The sequence below is a fragment of the Cutibacterium nasicola genome, from assembly GCF_051303185.1.
Classification (GTDB): Bacteria; Actinomycetota; Actinomycetes; order Propionibacteriales; family Propionibacteriaceae; genus Cutibacterium.
The window spans coordinates 300,209-315,609 of sequence record NZ_JBPPGE010000001.1; the positions used below are offsets into that span (position 1 = coordinate 300,209).

A 15,401-nucleotide genomic window follows, 5' to 3' on the forward strand; every position below is an offset into this window, starting at 1 on the left:
ATACCGCCGCAGCGGCGCCACATGGCGGTCAGCGAGCCATCAGCGTGCACATTTCGCGTGCCTGTCCATGGACCGCCGTCACACCAATGAGCGACAGCAGATGCGTTGGTCTGGTCACCTGCGCAGCGACACTGACGGCGTCTCCCTCGACGTCGATGGCCAGCCGACTCACTCCCTTGAGCTGGGCCCCACGAGCCGACTCCTCCGCGGCCTTGCGTGCCGAGCCGGAGCCGTCCCGTCCCACCAGCTGAGCAGCCGATCCCTCCTCGCACCCAGCCCGAGCAGCCTCCGCGGCGACGGTGTGGGCAATCCGCACAGCCCTCGCCTGTTCTGCCCCGTCCACAGCCACTCCAGCAGCAAGGAGAAGGACCGGAAGCAACACCGTCACGACGACGGACAGACTGACGCCACGATCACCACGACGCTGGACACCATCCATCCTCGCCGCACTGACCACATGTCGGCGCAATAAAACAGTACTCGTCATGCACACACACCAGCACAACACCGTGTGTCCTGAAAAGGGTTGACTTTCACTCCCCCGGTGTGCAGTTTCGGCTCATGCCATAGGCTTGACAGCGTCATCGCACGACGAACGAAAGGTTTCCCCATGGCCGTCAAGAAGGTCGCTCTTCTCACCGCCGGTGGATTCGCGCCCTGCCTGTCCACGGCGATCAGTGGTCTGATCCAGCGCTACACCGAGGTTGGCCCCGAGGTCGAGATCATCGCCTACAAGCACGGCTACGAGGGTCTGCTCAAGGGAGACTTCATCGAGGTCACCGACACCGTCCGCAAGAACGCCAACATCCTCAAGCGTTTCGGTGGTTCCCCGATCGGCAACTCCCGCGTGAAGCTCACCAACGCCGCCGACCTCGTCAAGCGTGGTCTGGTCAGGCAAGGCGACGATCCCCTCAAGGTTGCCGCTGACCGTCTGGTCGCCGACGGGGTCGACGTCCTGCACACCATTGGCGGCGACGACACCAACACGACCGCCGCCGACCTCGCCGCCTACCTGGCCAAGCACGATTACGGCCTGACCGTCGTCGGTCTGCCCAAGACGATCGACAACGACGTCATCCCGATCCGTCAGTCACTGGGCGCCTGGACCGCCGCTGAGCAGGGTTCCCGCTTTGCCCAGAACATCGTTGGGGAGCACAACTCCGGGTCCCGCATGCTCATCGTCCACGAGGTCATGGGACGTAACTGCGGCTGGCTGACCGCCGCCACCGCAGCCAAGTACCGCGAGTGGTTGGAGGACCAGGAGTGGGTGCCCGAGATCGGTCTGTCCAAGGAGGCTTGGGACGTCCACGCCGTGTACGTCCCGGAAGCCCACCTCGACCTCGAGGCCGAGGCCGAGCGCCTCAACAAGGTCATGGACGAGATCGGCAACGTCACCATCTTCCTTTCCGAGGGAGCTGGCCTCGACGCCATCATTGAGGAGATGGAGAAGGCCGGTCAGGAAGTTCCGCACGACCCCTTCGGTCACGTCAAGCTCGACAAGGTCAACCCTGGCGCCTGGTTCGGCAAGCAGTTCGCCGAGAAGCTGGGAGCCGAGAAGGTCATGATCCAGAAGTCGGGTTACTTCTCCCGTTCGGCTGCCTCCAATGCGGCCGACCTCGAGCTCATCGGTCGTTGTACCGATCTGGCCGTTGACTGCGCCCTCGCCGGCAAGGCTGGCGTCATCGGGCAGGACGAGGAGAACGGAGACGAGCTCACCAGCATCGCCTTCGACCGCATCAAGGGTGGCAAGCCTTTCGACACCACGACCGACTGGTTCGTCAAGATGCTCGACGAGATCGGCCAGGCCCACTGATCCCAGATGGATGAGGCGATGGTCATGTGATCCGATCCCGTCTGGCCCCACCTTTCTCCGTGTCAGTAGCCGCCTCGGTCCTGGTGCCTGCCCACGAGGAAGGCACCCACGGTGAGTCCTGCCGTCACGAGGACGTGAAGGACAGGTCCACGGCGGTCCTTCTCGGGGGCTGGTGCCAGATGAACGATTCCAGGAAGCTGAGTGTTCTGGTGGCCGGTCAAGGTCGCCGAGATGAGATCGGCAGCACCACGTGGCGGCGTCTCCTCCTCGTCGTCAGTCTGACGGGCAACCCCTTCGATGATGCGGTACCTGCCAGCCGGTTCGGCGACCTCCACGTCGTCTTTCTCAGCCTTCTTGGCGTGTTTGCGGGCGCGGTCTGCCAGAGCCGCCTGCCAGTGTCCTTCAACGGTATGGCAGTCGTCACGGCCGAGCAGGGGCTCGTCGCAGTCGTTCCACTCCTTGCCGACAGCAGGCTGGTTCGCCGTCGCGATCCACGAGGCGATGAAGAGAATCAATCGAGCGATGAGGTCGAAGACCAACATGATGATGATGACTGATCCAAAGGCCTGCACAGCCTTGTTGGAGCTGAAGGCCTGGACAAGGTAGCCGGCACCAACCTGCAGCAGGGCCAGGGCAAAACCTGCGGCCAAGGATCCCTTGAGGATCGGACGCCACACCGGCTTGCCACGCGGCATGACGGTGTACAGGAAGATGAAGAGCAACCAGCCAGCAATCGTCGTGGCGAGCAGGCCCGCCAGAGTCAGCAGAAGGCCATGGCCAGGAACGGTGTCGAGGCCAGTCCACCTCGCCAACAGCCCTGTCATCGAGGAACCAACCTGGGAGGTGATGATCGTCAGCAGGCTCACCAGCAACAGTCCCAGGAATGCCAGCATGTCGGAGAGTTTGGCGCGCAGGAATCCTCGGTCGTCTGCCACCATGTCAAAATCTGGGGCCCATTCCGCCTGAATTCCCTCGCTGATGTTTCCGACCCAGCCGATTCCGGCCCACAATGCGGTGAGGATGGAGACGATGAACGCCCAGATCGATCCGCCGACCTTCATCGCGTTCTCGATAACGCCGCGAATTTGTTCCTTGTCGCTCTGCTGCGTGGCCAGGCTCACGACCGAATCCACCACCTGAGTGAGCAAGTGCGGGCTCAAACGACTCAGAATCAATCCCAGCACAGCAAAAGCAAATGCTATGACCGGGACGATCGCCAGGACCGTGAAATAGGTGATGGATGCGGCGAAATGGTTGCCGAGTCGTCGGGTGAATCTGGTGTGGGCTCGCAGCAGATGAGCGATGCTGGGCCGCTTCACGATAGCGGCAATCATGTCCTTCACAGGGGCCTCCTCATTGCGAATCATTGCATGGAGGGCACTCCCGGCGCACGCTCAACGGGCATGCAGACGGGGACGATTTCCCATCAACTCATCGCCAGTTCAGGAGGCGTGCTTGGCAATTCTTCTGGCAGTGAACTCGTCGAGCTCTTCCCCATCAGCTGGATTGAGGCGCTCACTGGGTAGCTCAGCGAGGCTCCCCTGGACGTCTCGCCACACCCCTCCCAGGGCAATGGCGAACATTCCCTGGCCACCGCGCAGCAGGTCGATGACCTCGTTGTCGTTGGTGCACTCGTAGACCGAGACCCCGTCACTCATGAGGGTGACCTGGGAGAGGTCCTCGACGCCATTGCTGCGCAGATGGTCGATGGCAACCCGGATCTGCTGCAGGGAGACCCCGGCGTTGAGCAGGCGCTTGACGACCTTGAGCATGAGGATGTCGCGGAAGGAGTAGAGACGCTGGCTACCGGAACCGCGAGCAGGTCGGATCTCCGGACGGACCAACCCCGTTCGCGCCCAGTAGTCGAGCTGACGGTAGGTGATGCCGGCTGCGCCGGATGCGACAGGCCCTCGGAATCCGATGTCCTCGGGCATCGGAGCGAAGTCACCCTCGAAGAGGGCGTCCTGGCCGCGACGCGCGGGGCCGTCGAGGGGAGTTCCAACACTCGGCTGCTCACCGGTCGCTGCCATCTCGTCACCCTTCACCAGTTCTGTTCATGGTCTCAACGGCGGAGCACGGTTGCCCCGTCGAACGCCCTCGACGCTACGGCGCCAGCCTCGATCACCGTCGAAGCCACGCCGATCGCTTCACACCGTCCTCACACTCCAGCAACAAATATAGGTTTGACAAGGAATTTTACCGTGGGCTCAAGGTCAACCAGAGGTCAAGGGTCCAGGCCCGAAGTCATCCGGGCTGACCTGGTCCAGGAACTGCCGAAACTCTTCCACTGCGTCCTCCGGGCCGGCATCAAGGAGGATTCCCGCCGAGGAGATGACCTCCTCGGTGCACCAGATCGGAACCGGAAGACGCAGTGCCAGGGCAACCAGATCGGAGGGCCGAGCATCGATCCTCATGTCCCCCAGCACCAACTCTGCGAACCAGATGCCGTCCTCGACCTTGGTGATGACGCATTGCGGTTCTTCCTCACACAGCACCGCGACAACTCGTGCGAGCAGGTCATGGGTGTAGGGCCGGATCGGCTCCTTCTCATTGATGGCGTCGGTGATGGCCACTTTCTCTGGCTCTGCAATCCACAACGCAAGATGGCGACGACCATCGACCTCACGCAACAGCAGCACCGCCGCTCCGGAGACCGGTTCGGTCTGAATCTCGGCAACCTCGAGCAAGACCATGCGGCCAGCCTAGCGCGGCCCCAGCAGCAATCCCTCGGCATGACAACACTCAGGTGGCAAGGACGGGCGCAGCTGACCAGACTCAGTTCGCCGACCAATGGTCCAACATGTCGTAGACCATCGCCGTATGGGCGTGCATCATCACCTTGGTCGTCTCGGCGGCAATCCTGGAGGCCTGCTCGGGATGACGAGCGTGCGGAATGAGGGTCTGCTCAATGAGACCGGCCTCGTGCTCAGCTGCCTGACGGATGGCACGCATGTGGCGGGTGTCCATCCCATAGGCAGAAAGTCGTCGGGCCGCGACGCAGATGACCAGAGCCTCCTGCCCGAAGTAGGACGCCCCTCTCTTGGGACGCACCAGCTGGTGACGCTCGAGTTCCATGAGCAGGGCCTCAGTGATACCCGAGGCTCTGATGAGCTCACGCCGACTCATCCTGATGGGACCACGGGTCTGGACGATTCCCTGGCCTGCCGGAGCCTTCGGGGCAGGAGTCCCCTCACCTTCAGTCGGCAGCGGCGGTGCCTCGGCCACCGGAGGCTCTTCGCCCCGGTCCATCATCTCCAGATGGTCGCGAATGACACGCAGCGGCTGAAAATGATCACGTTGACACGTGAGGATGTACCGCAATCTTTCGACGTCAGAGTCGGAGTACTTGCGATATCCCGATGGTGCCCTCTCAGGGGACAGCAGGCCCTCGGACTCTAGAAATCGGATCTTGGAAATACTCAGATCGGGAAAATCCGGTTTGAGAGTCTTCATCACCTGCCCGATGGTGCGGACAGATCCTGGCATCAGCCGCGACCAGCCCCGTCGGCACCAGATGCCGTCCCGCCGGTGTGGTAGGTCATCCGGAACTTGCCGATCTGCACCTCGTCGCCGTCCCGCAGCACGGCCGAACCGTCGACCAAGGTGCGGTTGACGTAGGTGCCATTGAGGCTGCCTTGGTCCTCGATGATCATGCGACCGTCGGCCTGACGGATGAACTTCACGTGGTGACGAGAGACCGTGATGTCGTCAAGGAAGATGTCAGATCGAGTGGAACGTCCAGCCGTCGTCTCATCCTGGTCAAGCAGGAACTGCGCACCGAGATTCGGTCCGCGTCGCACCACCAGCATGGCGTTCTCGACCGGCAGGTCGGCGATGTCCTGCAACACGTCAGCAGGAAGGTCAAGGTTGGGCGAGGTCTCCTCGGCCACCGTCGGTTCGGTGATGGTCGGGATCACGCCGGTGTTGTCCCCGGGGGTGTCGATGGGCACCCCGAGCCGGGTCCCGCATCGGGAGCAGAAGTTTGCGTCATCTTCATTGACGTGGCCGCACATGGGGCACTTGTTCATGTTCGCGTCCTCGCTCTCGGGGTCTCCGAAATAGTCATTTTAGGGGTCACTCCCCCATGCTCGCGAGGTATTCGTCCGGGTCGAGCAACTCGTCGAGCTCTTCAGGGTCGGACAGTCTCACGTCAAAGAGCCATCCATCACCCCACGGGTCTGCCTCGAGCAGGTCGGCGTCAACCGACTGGTTGACCGAGACGACGTCCCCGGCGACCGGGGACACGAGCTCCCAGCTGCGAGACGAGAACTCCATGTCGCCGCAGGTGTCTCCCGCAACGATCTCCTCCCCGTCGTCAGGAAGGGACAACGACTCCACCGGCCCGAACTGGTCGAGGAGGGCCGACGTGACTCCGACGCGCACCCTGTCACCATTACCGGGCCTGACCCACAGGTGATCCGAGGTGCACAACACATCATCGGGAATCTCGGTCATCGCCACCTCCATGACACGGCCGACGGAAATATCCTCGTACGGGCAGACTACCGCGCTCAACGCCTCGCCGCCCGCGTCATCTCATCGGTGTGGCGTGAGTCATCGGACGCGGATGGGCAACCGCGGAAATGGTGAGGTCCTGGAAGGTCGTGATCTCGACGGAGGCCCCCACCTTGTCGGACTCCATCTGGGAGACCAGGCCACCACGGAACCGTGCACCCTCCCGGAGGGCATGGGGCTCACCGATGACGGTGAGGGTGTAGGGACGACTGATCGTCGTTCCGCTGACCTGGAGACCGTCAGGGCTGGCAGCAAACCAAGTGTCGGCAACGATGCGAACCTTGTTGTTGAGAACCATGGCTTCAGCCCCGGCGTCGCGCATCTCCTCGACGGCGTCGAGCACCATGTCAGAGGTCACCTTCTCATCTGGGTCGTTGATGGTGATCCTGATTCCCGGTCCATGGACCGGAACCGTGCCGGCCAACACCTTCATCCGGGTCAATCGGTCCTCAGCCTGCTGCTGAGCAACCCTGCGTGAATTGGCTCCCGATTGCAGCTCCCTCGTCGTGGCACGCAGGTCAGCGATTTCGGAATCCAGCTGGCGGGAGGATTCCGAGAGAGTGTCCAGCATCGTCACCAAGTCCGCCCTGCTCATCGTCGCGTAGGCGTCCTGATTGTGCTGGGAACGCACCTGAGTGACGATCATGAAGGAACACAGGCACAAGATGATGGCGACGAGGACCTGCCCGGTCGACACCGAGGTCAGGTCCTTGCCGATCTTGCGCCAGTGGTTCTCGGCCCACTCCCGCCGGTCATGGTGCTCAGGCATGGAGCACCTCTCGCCGAATGGCGGCAGCGTTGGTGAAGATTCGGATGCCGAGCACGACGACGACGGCAGTCGACAACTGCGATCCCACACCGATCTGGTCACCCACCCAGACGATGAGGGCCGCGATAGCGACGTTGGAGAGGAATGAGACGACGAAGACGCGGTCGGAGAAGGTGCGGGCCAGATAGGCACGTATCGCACCGAAAATGGCATCAAGGGCAGCGACGATCATGATCGGCAGGTAGGGCTGAAGGCCAGGTGGCAGCGTCGGGTTGACCACGATGCCGATGATGATCCCGACCACCAGGCCGATGAGCGCAATCATGGGTGTCCTTCCTGTGTACCGATGACGTTCATCGTCTCACTGTCATCGATGAGGACTCGCATGACTCACCGACGCCTTCGACCCTGGCACCGAGACCCGATCCCTCGTCGCCACCGTATAAGTGATCGATGAATTGTCTCTCAGATAGGTCATCCAGCGACCTTCAGGTGTGTCAGCCAGTTTCGCCGGGATCGTCTGCGGGGAGCCGATCGCCTCGATGACATAGGGCTGGGAGAGCGACACGTAGTCGACGGTGATCGCCGATCCGGCCGAGCGGATCGCCGTGCGGGGCCCGATTCGGTGGCCATTGACGGCCACGGCCTCCGCCCCGGACTGCCACAAGGCGTTGACGAGTTTGCGCAGGTCGGCGTCACCGAGTTCATCGTCCGGCGCCGCATTGGCGTCATCAAGGAAGATCCGCACCCCGGGGCCCGTCAGTGGGATCAGCGCTGAGTCCTGCCCGGCCTCATCGTCAATGGGCGCTGCGGAGGCAGCTTTCATGGCGTTCACGGAGGCGCGCAACCTGGCCAACTCGGCATGCTGAGCTGATTCGTGGGCCTGGGCCGATTGCACGTGGGCGACCAAATTCTTGCGTTCTCGTGCGTCCAGCGGCGCACGTGCAGCCGTTGAACGCCAGGCGATGCCGATGAGCACCCCGGTGACGAGCAGGATGGCGACGGCAGCGACCCCGACCCGACGTCGCTTCATACTGCTGGGGTTACGGTCGTGGTACTCCTGATACCCCTGGTCCAAGGCTTGTGAGCGGACCTCCCGTAGCAGGTCCATCGACGCATCAGGACGCTGCTTCACGATCGCTCACCCCGACGATCGGCCCGCGGCAGGGTGCGAACGATCTGAACGCTCTGGACGAGGTAGAGGAAGAAGGCCCACCAGTACAGCGTCGTTCCCCAGATCGCGAAGGCCCATCCGAGGACCCGGCAGACCGTCCAGCCACCAGTTCCGAGGTGTCCCAGCAAGACCAGCGGGAAGGAGTACAGCAGGCAGAACGTCGCCGCCTTGCCGACGAAGTGCACCGGCAACGAGGTGAATCCGCGAGTTCTCAGCGCCGGGACCAGACATGCCATGCACACGTCCCGGGCAACGAGCAGGATGACCAACCACAGTGGGATGACGTCGCGCAGGGTCAGCGCAATGACCGTGGCGAAGATGTAGAGACGATCGGCGATGGGGTCAAGCATCTGGCCGATGCGCGAGACCTGGTGCCAGCGCCGGGCGATCTTGCCGTCGAGCCAGTCGGTGATGCCGGCAACGGCAAGCACCGCAACGGCCCAGCCATCCTCCCGTGGCCCCAGAGCGAGCCACAGGAAGACAGGTACGCCGACCAGACGTATCACCGACAAGACGTTGGGAACCGTCCAGAATCGATCGGTGTCCCACGGATTGGCCTCGGACACTTCCTCAGGCGGCAGGGTGCGCGTCACGGCGTCCACCCTAACCATTCCATCCATCCAGTCGAGAGCCTGACCACGCCGCGACCCGACCCATCACGACTGACACGCTCGACGCACCGCCATCATCCGCTGCACCACGGTGATGGCTCCGGCCACCGTTAGGTAGCACAGCGCAATCGGTAGAACGACCAGGCACCAGTGAGGAAAAACCCCTGCCTTGGCCAGACCCGTGATCTCGATGGCCAGCAGGCTGACGAGCAGACGATCCGCACGGGTGGCGATGCCGACCTTGGCCTCCAGCCCCAGGGACTCGGCCTTGGCACGCACGTAGGAAGTGGCCATGCCGAAGACCAGCGCGGCGAGGGACATCGAGGTCCACAGCAAGTTGTCTCCGGAGCCGGCGTAGTACAACGCGACTCCCGCGAAGATGGCGGCGTCACCGAATCGATCCAAGGTGGAGTCGAGGAAGGATCCCCACTGGGACTGACGCCCGATCTTGCGGGCCATGTTTCCGTCGAGTGAGTCGGAGAAGATGAACAGGGCGACCAGCCACGGCCCCTGCCACAACCATCCTTGTGGGAAGCAGATGAGCGCCATGGCGACGGCGCCGATGGTGCCGACCCACGTGACCATGTCGGGGGTGACGTGTGCCCTCAGCAAGGCGTCGGCGATGGGGTTCATGACCTTGGCCCAAGCGGCCCGGAAGTGCTCAAGCATGAGCCACCCACGCATCGGCCAACAGCTGACGTCCGTCTCCCAGCAGCTGCGGGACGGCACGAACACCGGCCACGATCGGAAGGAAGTTCGTATCTCCTGTCCAGCGTGGAATGACGTGCTGGTGCAGGTGGGCGGCCACTCCGGCTCCACCAGAGGGCCCCTGATTCATCCCGACGTTGAATCCCTGCGGGTGGGACACCTCCTGAAGGGTCCGGATGGCGGCCTGGGTGAGGTGGGCCATCTCGATGACCTCCTCCTCGGTGGCGTCAACATAGCCAGCGACGTGACGGTAGGGGCACACCAGCATGTGCCCCGGTCCATAGGGGTAGAGGTTCATGATGACGTAGCAGGTCTGGCCACGGTGAACGATGAGGGCGTCCTCGTCGCTGCGCTTCGGAGCGGCACAGAACGGGCACCCATCCTCCGGGCGGTCACCACGAGGTTTGTTCTCACCACCGATGTACGCCATCCGATACGGGGTCCAGAACCTCCGGAAGGGGTCCGGGACCCCAACCAGGTCCTCGGCGAATTCAAGACGGTAATCCTCAGTCATCGACGACTCCGCGCAAGGTCTCAGCGGTCGGGTCATCGTTGCGACGGTCCTTGTTCCAGGCCGCGATGACACGCGCGGCTTCGTCCTGGGCGATGCCGTTGACCTGGGAACCGTCACGCAGTCGGAAGGAGACTGCACCCGCCTCGGCATCCTCACCACCGGCGATGAGGGTGAAGGGAACCTTCTCCTTCGAGGCATTGCGGATCTTCTTGCCGAAGCGATCAGACGACAGGTCGATTTCGACCCGAATGCCCTGGGATCGCAGCACGTCGGCAAAGGTCGTGACATACCCGTCAAAGGCCTCGGCCACAGGGACCAGACGCACCTGGACGGGAGCCAGCCACACCGGGAAAGCGCCGGCGTAGTGCTCGGTGAGCACGCCGATGAACCTCTCGACGCTTCCCAACTTGGCCGAGTGCAACATGATCGGGCGCTGGTGGGTGCCGTCAGCAGCCGCGTACTCGAGGTCGAAGCGTTCCGGCTGGTTGAAGTCGTACTGAATCGTCGACATCTGCCAAGTACGCCCAATCGCGTCCTTGACCTGGACCGAGACCTTCGGACCGTAGAAGGCGGCACCGCCCGGATCGGGGATCAACTGCAGACCAGTGCTACGGCACACGTCGTCGAGGGTGTCAGTGGCGGCCTGCCAGTCCTCGTCGGAGCCGATGAACTTCTCCTTCTTGGCGCCGTCCTCCTCGCGGGTGGACAGCTCGAGATAGAAGTCGTTCAGGCCGAAGTCGGCCAGGATCGACAGGAAGAACTCGATCTGCTTCTTGATCTCGCCAGGGGCCTGCTCCCGGGTGCAGTACGTGTGGGAGTCGTCCTGGGCGAACCCGCGCATCCGGGTCAGACCATGCACCACGCCCGACTTCTCGTAGCGGTAATCGTGGCCCATCTCGAAGAACCGCAACGGCAGCTCACGGTAGGACCGACCACGCGACTGGAAGATGAGGTTGTGCATCGGGCAATTCATGGCCTTGAGGTAGTACTCCTGGCCGGCCCGGGTGACGTTACCCGCCTCATCACGCTCCTCATCGACGAGCATCGGCGGGAACATGGTGTCGGCGTAGTACGGCAGGTGACCTGAGGTGTGGAACAGCCCGCCCTTGGTGATCTCCGGGGTGTGGACGAAGGAGAATCCCGCCTCCATGTGGCGCGCAATGATGTGCTCCTCGATGAGGTGACGCAGCATCGCACCCTTGGGGTGGAAGACCACCAGGCCCGGACCGATCTCCTCCGGGAAGGAGTACAGGTCGAGCTCGGCTCCCAGCTTGCGATGGTCGCGGCGCTCGGCCTCCTTGATCCGCTCCTGATAGGCAACGAGGTCCTCACGGCTGGCCCATGCGGTGCCGTAGATGCGCTGCAACTGGTCGTTGCCCTGGTCACCCTTCCAGTAGGCAGCCGAGAACTTCGTCAGGGCGAAGGCGTTGGCCAGGTACTTGGTCGACGGCACGTGCGGGCCACGACAAAGGTCCTTCCAGGCAACCTCGCCGTTGCGACGCACGTTGTCGTAGATCGTCAGCTCGGCGTCACCGACCTCGACCGAGGCCCCCTCGGCGCCCTTGCCCTTGGTGCCGATGAGCTCCAGCTTGTACGGCTGGTCGGCAAGCTCCTCGTGGGCGGATTCCTCGCTGGTGACCCGGCGCACGAAGCGCTGGTTCTCCTTGACGATCCGCTTCATCCGCTTCTCGAGCTCGGTGAGCACCTCGGGGGTGACCGGCTCAATGTTGCCGAAGTCGTAGTAGAAACCGTCGGTGATGAACGGACCGATGCCCAGGTTCACTTCGGGGTACAACTGCTGGACGGCCTGTGCCATGACGTGGGTGCACGAGTGCCGAATGATGTTGAGCCCGTCCTCGCTGGTCGCCTCGACGGGCTCCACCTCGGCTCCATCGTGGAGCTCCCGCTGCAGATCGACGAGATTGCCGTCGACCCGCATGGCGACGATGCCACGCTCGGAGCCGAAGAGGTCCAGGCCGGTAGTGGTGGTGTCCACCTGCTCGGTCCTGGAGATACCGGAACGGTGCAGGGTGATGCTGATGGACACGATTGACTTCCTCACTCGATGGCAGCCCGACGGATGCCGGACATGGTCCAATAATGCCGTACCGGGTCGGGTTGCTTCGAGTTGCAGGTCAGCGAATGAGACCAATGTCTCGTGCGCGAGCCACTGCTGCGCTGCGCGAGGTCACCCCGAGCTTGGTGTAGATGTGCGACAGATGGGTCTTGACGGTGGCCTCCGAGACATACAGGGCTTCCGCGATCTGAGCGTTGGAAAGCCCCTCTGCCGAGGCTTCCAGCACGTCGAGCTCACGAGCCGTCAAAGAGGTCTGCGGGGAGCGCATCCGCGCCATGAGGCGAGTGGCGACAGCGGGCGCCAGGGCTCCCTCACCGCTGGCGGCACGGTGGATCGACGACAGCAGTTCCTCGGCGGGAGCATCCTTGAGGAGGTAACCGGTGGCACCCGCCTCGACCGCTGCCAAGATGTCGGCGTCGGTGTCGTAGTTGGTGAGGATGAGGACTTCCGGGGGATTCGAGTGTGACCGAATCTCGCGAGTGACGTCCACCCCGGACGGGGCATTGGCGTCGCTGCTGAATTGTAGGTCGAGCAGCACGAGGTTCAGTTCCATCGTCGCTGCTGCGGCGAGGGCCTGGGCGGGAGTGGCTGCGGTGGCGACGATCTCGATGTCCGGGTCGGTACCGAGCAGGGCCGTCACCCCGGCTCGCACCACCGGATGATCGTCGGCGATGAGGACGCGTACGGTCATGACGGTTCTCCTTGGCGGACGAGGTGTGATTTCTCGGTGGCGGAATGTACCGGCAGATCGACGTTGACGATCGTTCCCTCCCCTGGCCCCGAGGTCAGTGAGACCTCGCCGGACAGCTCGTGGACCCGCTGCCGGATGGCATGCAGCCCGAAAGCTCCCTCGCGCACCGGGGCGTTGAGGTCCATCCCAACGCCGTCATCGGTCACCCTCAGATGGACGTGGGACGCGTCCGGCCGCGAGATCTGAATCGTTGCGTGATGGGCACGGGCATGACGGACCACGTTGGACATGGCTCCCTGGCACAGCCTGAGCAGGGCTGTCTGGATCTCCATCGACAGGTCTGAGGTGTCAGGACAGTCGACGTCGACGTGGAGCCCACCGATTGACCATGCCGTGGCACCCAGTCGCTTGAGAACTGCAGGCAAACCCTGATCGGCCACGGTAGGAGGAGCCAGTTCCGCAATGAGTCCGCGGGTCTCGGACAGTGCCTCGGACGAGGTGCGGTGGGCCAGCTGAACCTGCTCGATTGCCGGATGGTCAGGAGCCGTACGCTCGACCGCCGACAGGAGCAGACCGATGCTCGACAAGGATTGTGCGACGGTGTCGTGGATTTCTCGCGCCAACCTGGCACGTTCCTCGAGCACCCCAGCTTCCCGTTGGGAGGCTGCCAGCCTCTCCTGTACGACGAGCAGGTCGGCATTGAGGCGTTCCAACTTGACCGCTTGAGCCTGCATGGCCTTGAGGGACAGACCGACAACGACGGCCACTGCGGCACCGGCCACCGGGCCGACGACTCCGCCGACGCTCCAGCCACTCGTCAGCCCGCCGCCGAGGACGATGGCCACGGCCCCGACGACGACGGCGATGCAGGCATGAAGAGGGGCCAGATAGTCCAGGTAGACGAAGGAGAGCGGGATCGTCAGGTAGGCGGCATAGGGGAAGTCGATGGCCAACAGGATCGAGACGGCGACCATCGCCGCCACCAAGATGGGCTGCCACCTCTCACGCCGAGTGCGGTCCATGACATGGGACATCATGAGGGCGGTGTGGACGACAACGAGAAGGATCGCCCAGGTGAGGATTCGCCACACGTGGGGTGGGGACAGCACCAGGGCCATGACGACGGTGAAGATGACCAGACCGGCGAAGAGCACCTGGATGCCGATCTGCATGCCCACCCTCACGGCCACCGCACGTCCGCGGTGACTGGCCTCGATGTCGCGCCAACGGTGCAGCCCATCACGAGCAAGTGTGGTCGTCCTCATCAGCCACAAGTGTAGGTGCGCAACCCACATCTTCGTGCCGTCAGGTTCCCTCCCCGCATCATCCAAAAGGTTGACATCCGCCTCCGCCTGGAATCGTCCCACAACCACACCACGCACTGATTCCGCCAAGGGCTCTTACCAAGAAGGTGGTTACGACGACAACGACAAGGAGTTCCCATGTTCCTCGCTCGGCGTGATCTGGCCTTCGCCAAGGGGCGGTTTGCCCTCATGACCGTCGTAGTGGCCCTCATCTGCGTACTGGTCGGTTTCCTCACTGGTCTGGCAGGGGGGGCCTCGCTCAGCGCAGCGTCGCCGCAGTGGTGAAGGTGCCGGCTGATCGGGTCGTACTGGCCAAGATGGCATCAACGACGTAGACCGATTCCCGGGTGACTGAGAATCAGCTCAAAACCTGGCAGTCAGCTGACGGGGTGTCCAAGGTCACTCCCCTGAGCGTCACCCAGACCCGCGCCAGCAAGGACGGCACCGGATCCGCGGTGGCCATCTTCGGGTCCGATGTCGCGGTAACCTCCCTCGGGACCCCGGAGAAGGGGAAGGTCATCATCTCCCGCACCATTGCTGATGACCTCAACCTGGCGGCCGGGGACACGGTGGACATCGGATCCCAGAAGTTCACCGTCGAGTCGATTGGTGGCGACACGTGGTACTGTCATTCGGCCGTCGTCGCCATGGGCCATCAGGACTGGCAGGCCACCGTGACCCGCATGGGACAACCCAAGGCAGAGCCGACCGCTCTGCTTGTGCATGGAGTGCCCGATTGGAAGGCGGTCGACGATGCCGCCGGCACCGAGTCAGCTGCTCCCTGGAAGTCGGTCCGGATGCTGCCGACCTTCGGACCTGAGATCGGCTCCCTGGCACTCATCATCAGCCTCCTGCTGGGCATCTCCGCCCTCGTCGTCGGAGCGTTCTTCACCGTGTGGACAATTCAGCGTCAGCACGACATCGGTGTGCTGCGTGCCCTGGGGGCAACGACTCGAGCCTTGCGTCGTGACGCCCTGGGACAGGCAGGTGTGGTACTGGCCATCGGTATCGGTGCCGGCCTGGTCCTCGTGACGATCGCCGGATTCGCCATTCGCTCGACCATGCCCTTCGCCATGACGTGGTGGACGGTACTCGGCCCGGGGGCCCTGCTCGGTCTCCTGGGCCTTGCCGGAGCTGCTGTGGCCATCCGCTCCCTGTCGAGTGCAGAGCCCGAGCAAGCCCTCGGCTCGACCCGCTGACCTGTCCGTCCACCTCAGGAGTTTCG

General features: G+C 63.4%; 19 protein-coding genes. 3 read left to right on the top strand and 16 right to left on the bottom strand.

Going from position 1 to position 15,401, the window contains the following annotated elements:
- Positions 1–28: 28 nt before the first annotated feature.
- Positions 29–349: a hypothetical protein gene (locus ACSJJT_RS01390; RefSeq protein ID WP_435917011.1), complete on the bottom strand. Its 321-nt coding sequence runs from the start codon at positions 347–349 to the stop codon at positions 29–31.
- A 261-nt stretch (positions 350–610) separates the two neighbouring features.
- Here ACSJJT_RS01390 and ACSJJT_RS01395 point away from each other — a divergent pair, with 261 nt between their 5' ends.
- Positions 611–1,813, top strand: a complete 1,203-nt coding sequence (locus tag ACSJJT_RS01395) for a pyrophosphate--fructose-6-phosphate 1-phosphotransferase (protein ID WP_435916601.1) — start codon at positions 611–613, stop codon at positions 1,811–1,813.
- Positions 1,814–1,875: 62 nt separating this feature from the next.
- Here the strand turns inward: ACSJJT_RS01395 and ACSJJT_RS01400 are convergent, their stop codons facing one another.
- From ACSJJT_RS01400 to ACSJJT_RS01470, 15 genes are all read right to left on the bottom strand, one after another.
- Entirely contained in the window at positions 1,876–3,156 is a 1,281-nt protein-coding gene (locus ACSJJT_RS01400; protein ID WP_435916602.1) for a YhjD/YihY/BrkB family envelope integrity protein, read from the bottom strand.
- Between the two features lie 99 nt (positions 3,157–3,255).
- Positions 3,256–3,843: a MerR family transcriptional regulator gene (locus tag ACSJJT_RS01405; RefSeq protein ID WP_435916603.1), complete on the bottom strand. Its 588-nt coding sequence runs from the start codon at positions 3,841–3,843 to the stop codon at positions 3,256–3,258.
- Positions 3,844–4,026: 183 nt separating this feature from the next.
- A complete protein-coding gene (locus ACSJJT_RS01410) occupies positions 4,027–4,506 on the bottom strand; it encodes a bifunctional nuclease family protein (RefSeq protein WP_435916604.1) in 480 nt (159 codons plus the stop codon).
- 82 nt (positions 4,507–4,588) lie between these two features.
- Positions 4,589–5,299 carry a transcriptional regulator FtsR gene (gene ftsR / locus ACSJJT_RS01415; RefSeq protein ID WP_435916605.1) on the bottom strand — a complete coding sequence of 237 codons (711 nt, stop codon included), beginning with the start codon at positions 5,297–5,299 and terminating at the stop codon, positions 4,589–4,591.
- The gene (locus tag ACSJJT_RS01420) at positions 5,299–5,841 is read right to left on the bottom strand and encodes a double zinc ribbon and FHA domain-containing protein (protein WP_435916606.1); all 543 of its coding nucleotides are present in this window, start codon (positions 5,839–5,841) and stop codon (positions 5,299–5,301) included. Before ACSJJT_RS01420 ends, ftsR begins: the two co-directional genes overlap by 1 nt.
- A 46-nt stretch (positions 5,842–5,887) precedes the next feature.
- Entirely contained in the window at positions 5,888–6,280 is a 393-nt protein-coding gene (locus tag ACSJJT_RS01425; RefSeq protein WP_435917012.1) for a glycine cleavage system protein H, read from the bottom strand.
- 64 nt (positions 6,281–6,344) lie between these two features.
- Positions 6,345–7,097: a DUF881 domain-containing protein gene (locus ACSJJT_RS01430; protein ID WP_435916607.1), complete on the bottom strand. Its 753-nt coding sequence runs from the start codon at positions 7,095–7,097 to the stop codon at positions 6,345–6,347.
- Entirely contained in the window at positions 7,090–7,422 is a 333-nt protein-coding gene (locus ACSJJT_RS01435) for a small basic family protein (protein WP_435916608.1), read from the bottom strand. The genes ACSJJT_RS01430 and ACSJJT_RS01435 overlap by 8 nt, the downstream gene beginning before the upstream one ends.
- A 42-nt stretch (positions 7,423–7,464) precedes the next feature.
- Complete coding sequence (locus ACSJJT_RS01440) at positions 7,465–8,208, bottom strand: DUF881 domain-containing protein (protein ID WP_435917013.1); 744 nt, start codon at positions 8,206–8,208, stop codon at positions 7,465–7,467.
- A 20-nt stretch (positions 8,209–8,228) separates the two neighbouring features.
- On the bottom strand, positions 8,229–8,882 hold the full coding sequence (gene clsA, locus ACSJJT_RS01445) for a cardiolipin synthase ClsA (RefSeq protein WP_435916609.1): 654 nt from the start codon (positions 8,880–8,882) through the stop codon (positions 8,229–8,231).
- 45 nt (positions 8,883–8,927) lie between these two features.
- Positions 8,928–9,551: a phosphatidylinositol phosphate synthase gene (gene pgsA, locus ACSJJT_RS01450; RefSeq protein ID WP_435916610.1), complete on the bottom strand. Its 624-nt coding sequence runs from the start codon at positions 9,549–9,551 to the stop codon at positions 8,928–8,930.
- Complete coding sequence (locus ACSJJT_RS01455; protein ID WP_435916611.1) at positions 9,544–10,104, bottom strand: HIT family protein; 561 nt, start codon at positions 10,102–10,104, stop codon at positions 9,544–9,546. The genes pgsA and ACSJJT_RS01455 overlap by 8 nt, the downstream gene beginning before the upstream one ends.
- Positions 10,097–12,166 (bottom strand): threonine--tRNA ligase, encoded by a 2,070-nt coding sequence (gene thrS, locus ACSJJT_RS01460; RefSeq protein ID WP_435916612.1) that lies wholly within the window; start codon positions 12,164–12,166, stop codon positions 10,097–10,099. The genes ACSJJT_RS01455 and thrS overlap by 8 nt, the downstream gene beginning before the upstream one ends.
- A 73-nt stretch (positions 12,167–12,239) precedes the next feature.
- Complete coding sequence (locus ACSJJT_RS01465) at positions 12,240–12,872, bottom strand: response regulator (RefSeq protein ID WP_435916613.1); 633 nt, start codon at positions 12,870–12,872, stop codon at positions 12,240–12,242.
- Complete coding sequence (locus ACSJJT_RS01470; RefSeq protein WP_435917014.1) at positions 12,869–14,089, bottom strand: sensor histidine kinase; 1,221 nt, start codon at positions 14,087–14,089, stop codon at positions 12,869–12,871. Before ACSJJT_RS01470 ends, ACSJJT_RS01465 begins: the two co-directional genes overlap by 4 nt.
- A gap of 225 nt (positions 14,090–14,314) precedes the next feature.
- Here ACSJJT_RS01470 and ACSJJT_RS01475 point away from each other — a divergent pair, with 225 nt between their 5' ends.
- Together ACSJJT_RS01475 and ACSJJT_RS01480 are read left to right on the top strand one after the other, a co-directional pair.
- A complete protein-coding gene (locus tag ACSJJT_RS01475) occupies positions 14,315–14,461 on the top strand; it encodes a hypothetical protein (protein WP_435916614.1) in 147 nt (48 codons plus the stop codon).
- Between the two features lie 62 nt (positions 14,462–14,523).
- Positions 14,524–15,375, top strand: coding sequence for an FtsX-like permease family protein (locus ACSJJT_RS01480; protein WP_435916615.1), 852 nt, complete (start codon positions 14,524–14,526; stop codon positions 15,373–15,375).
- Positions 15,376–15,401 lie beyond the last annotated feature (26 nt).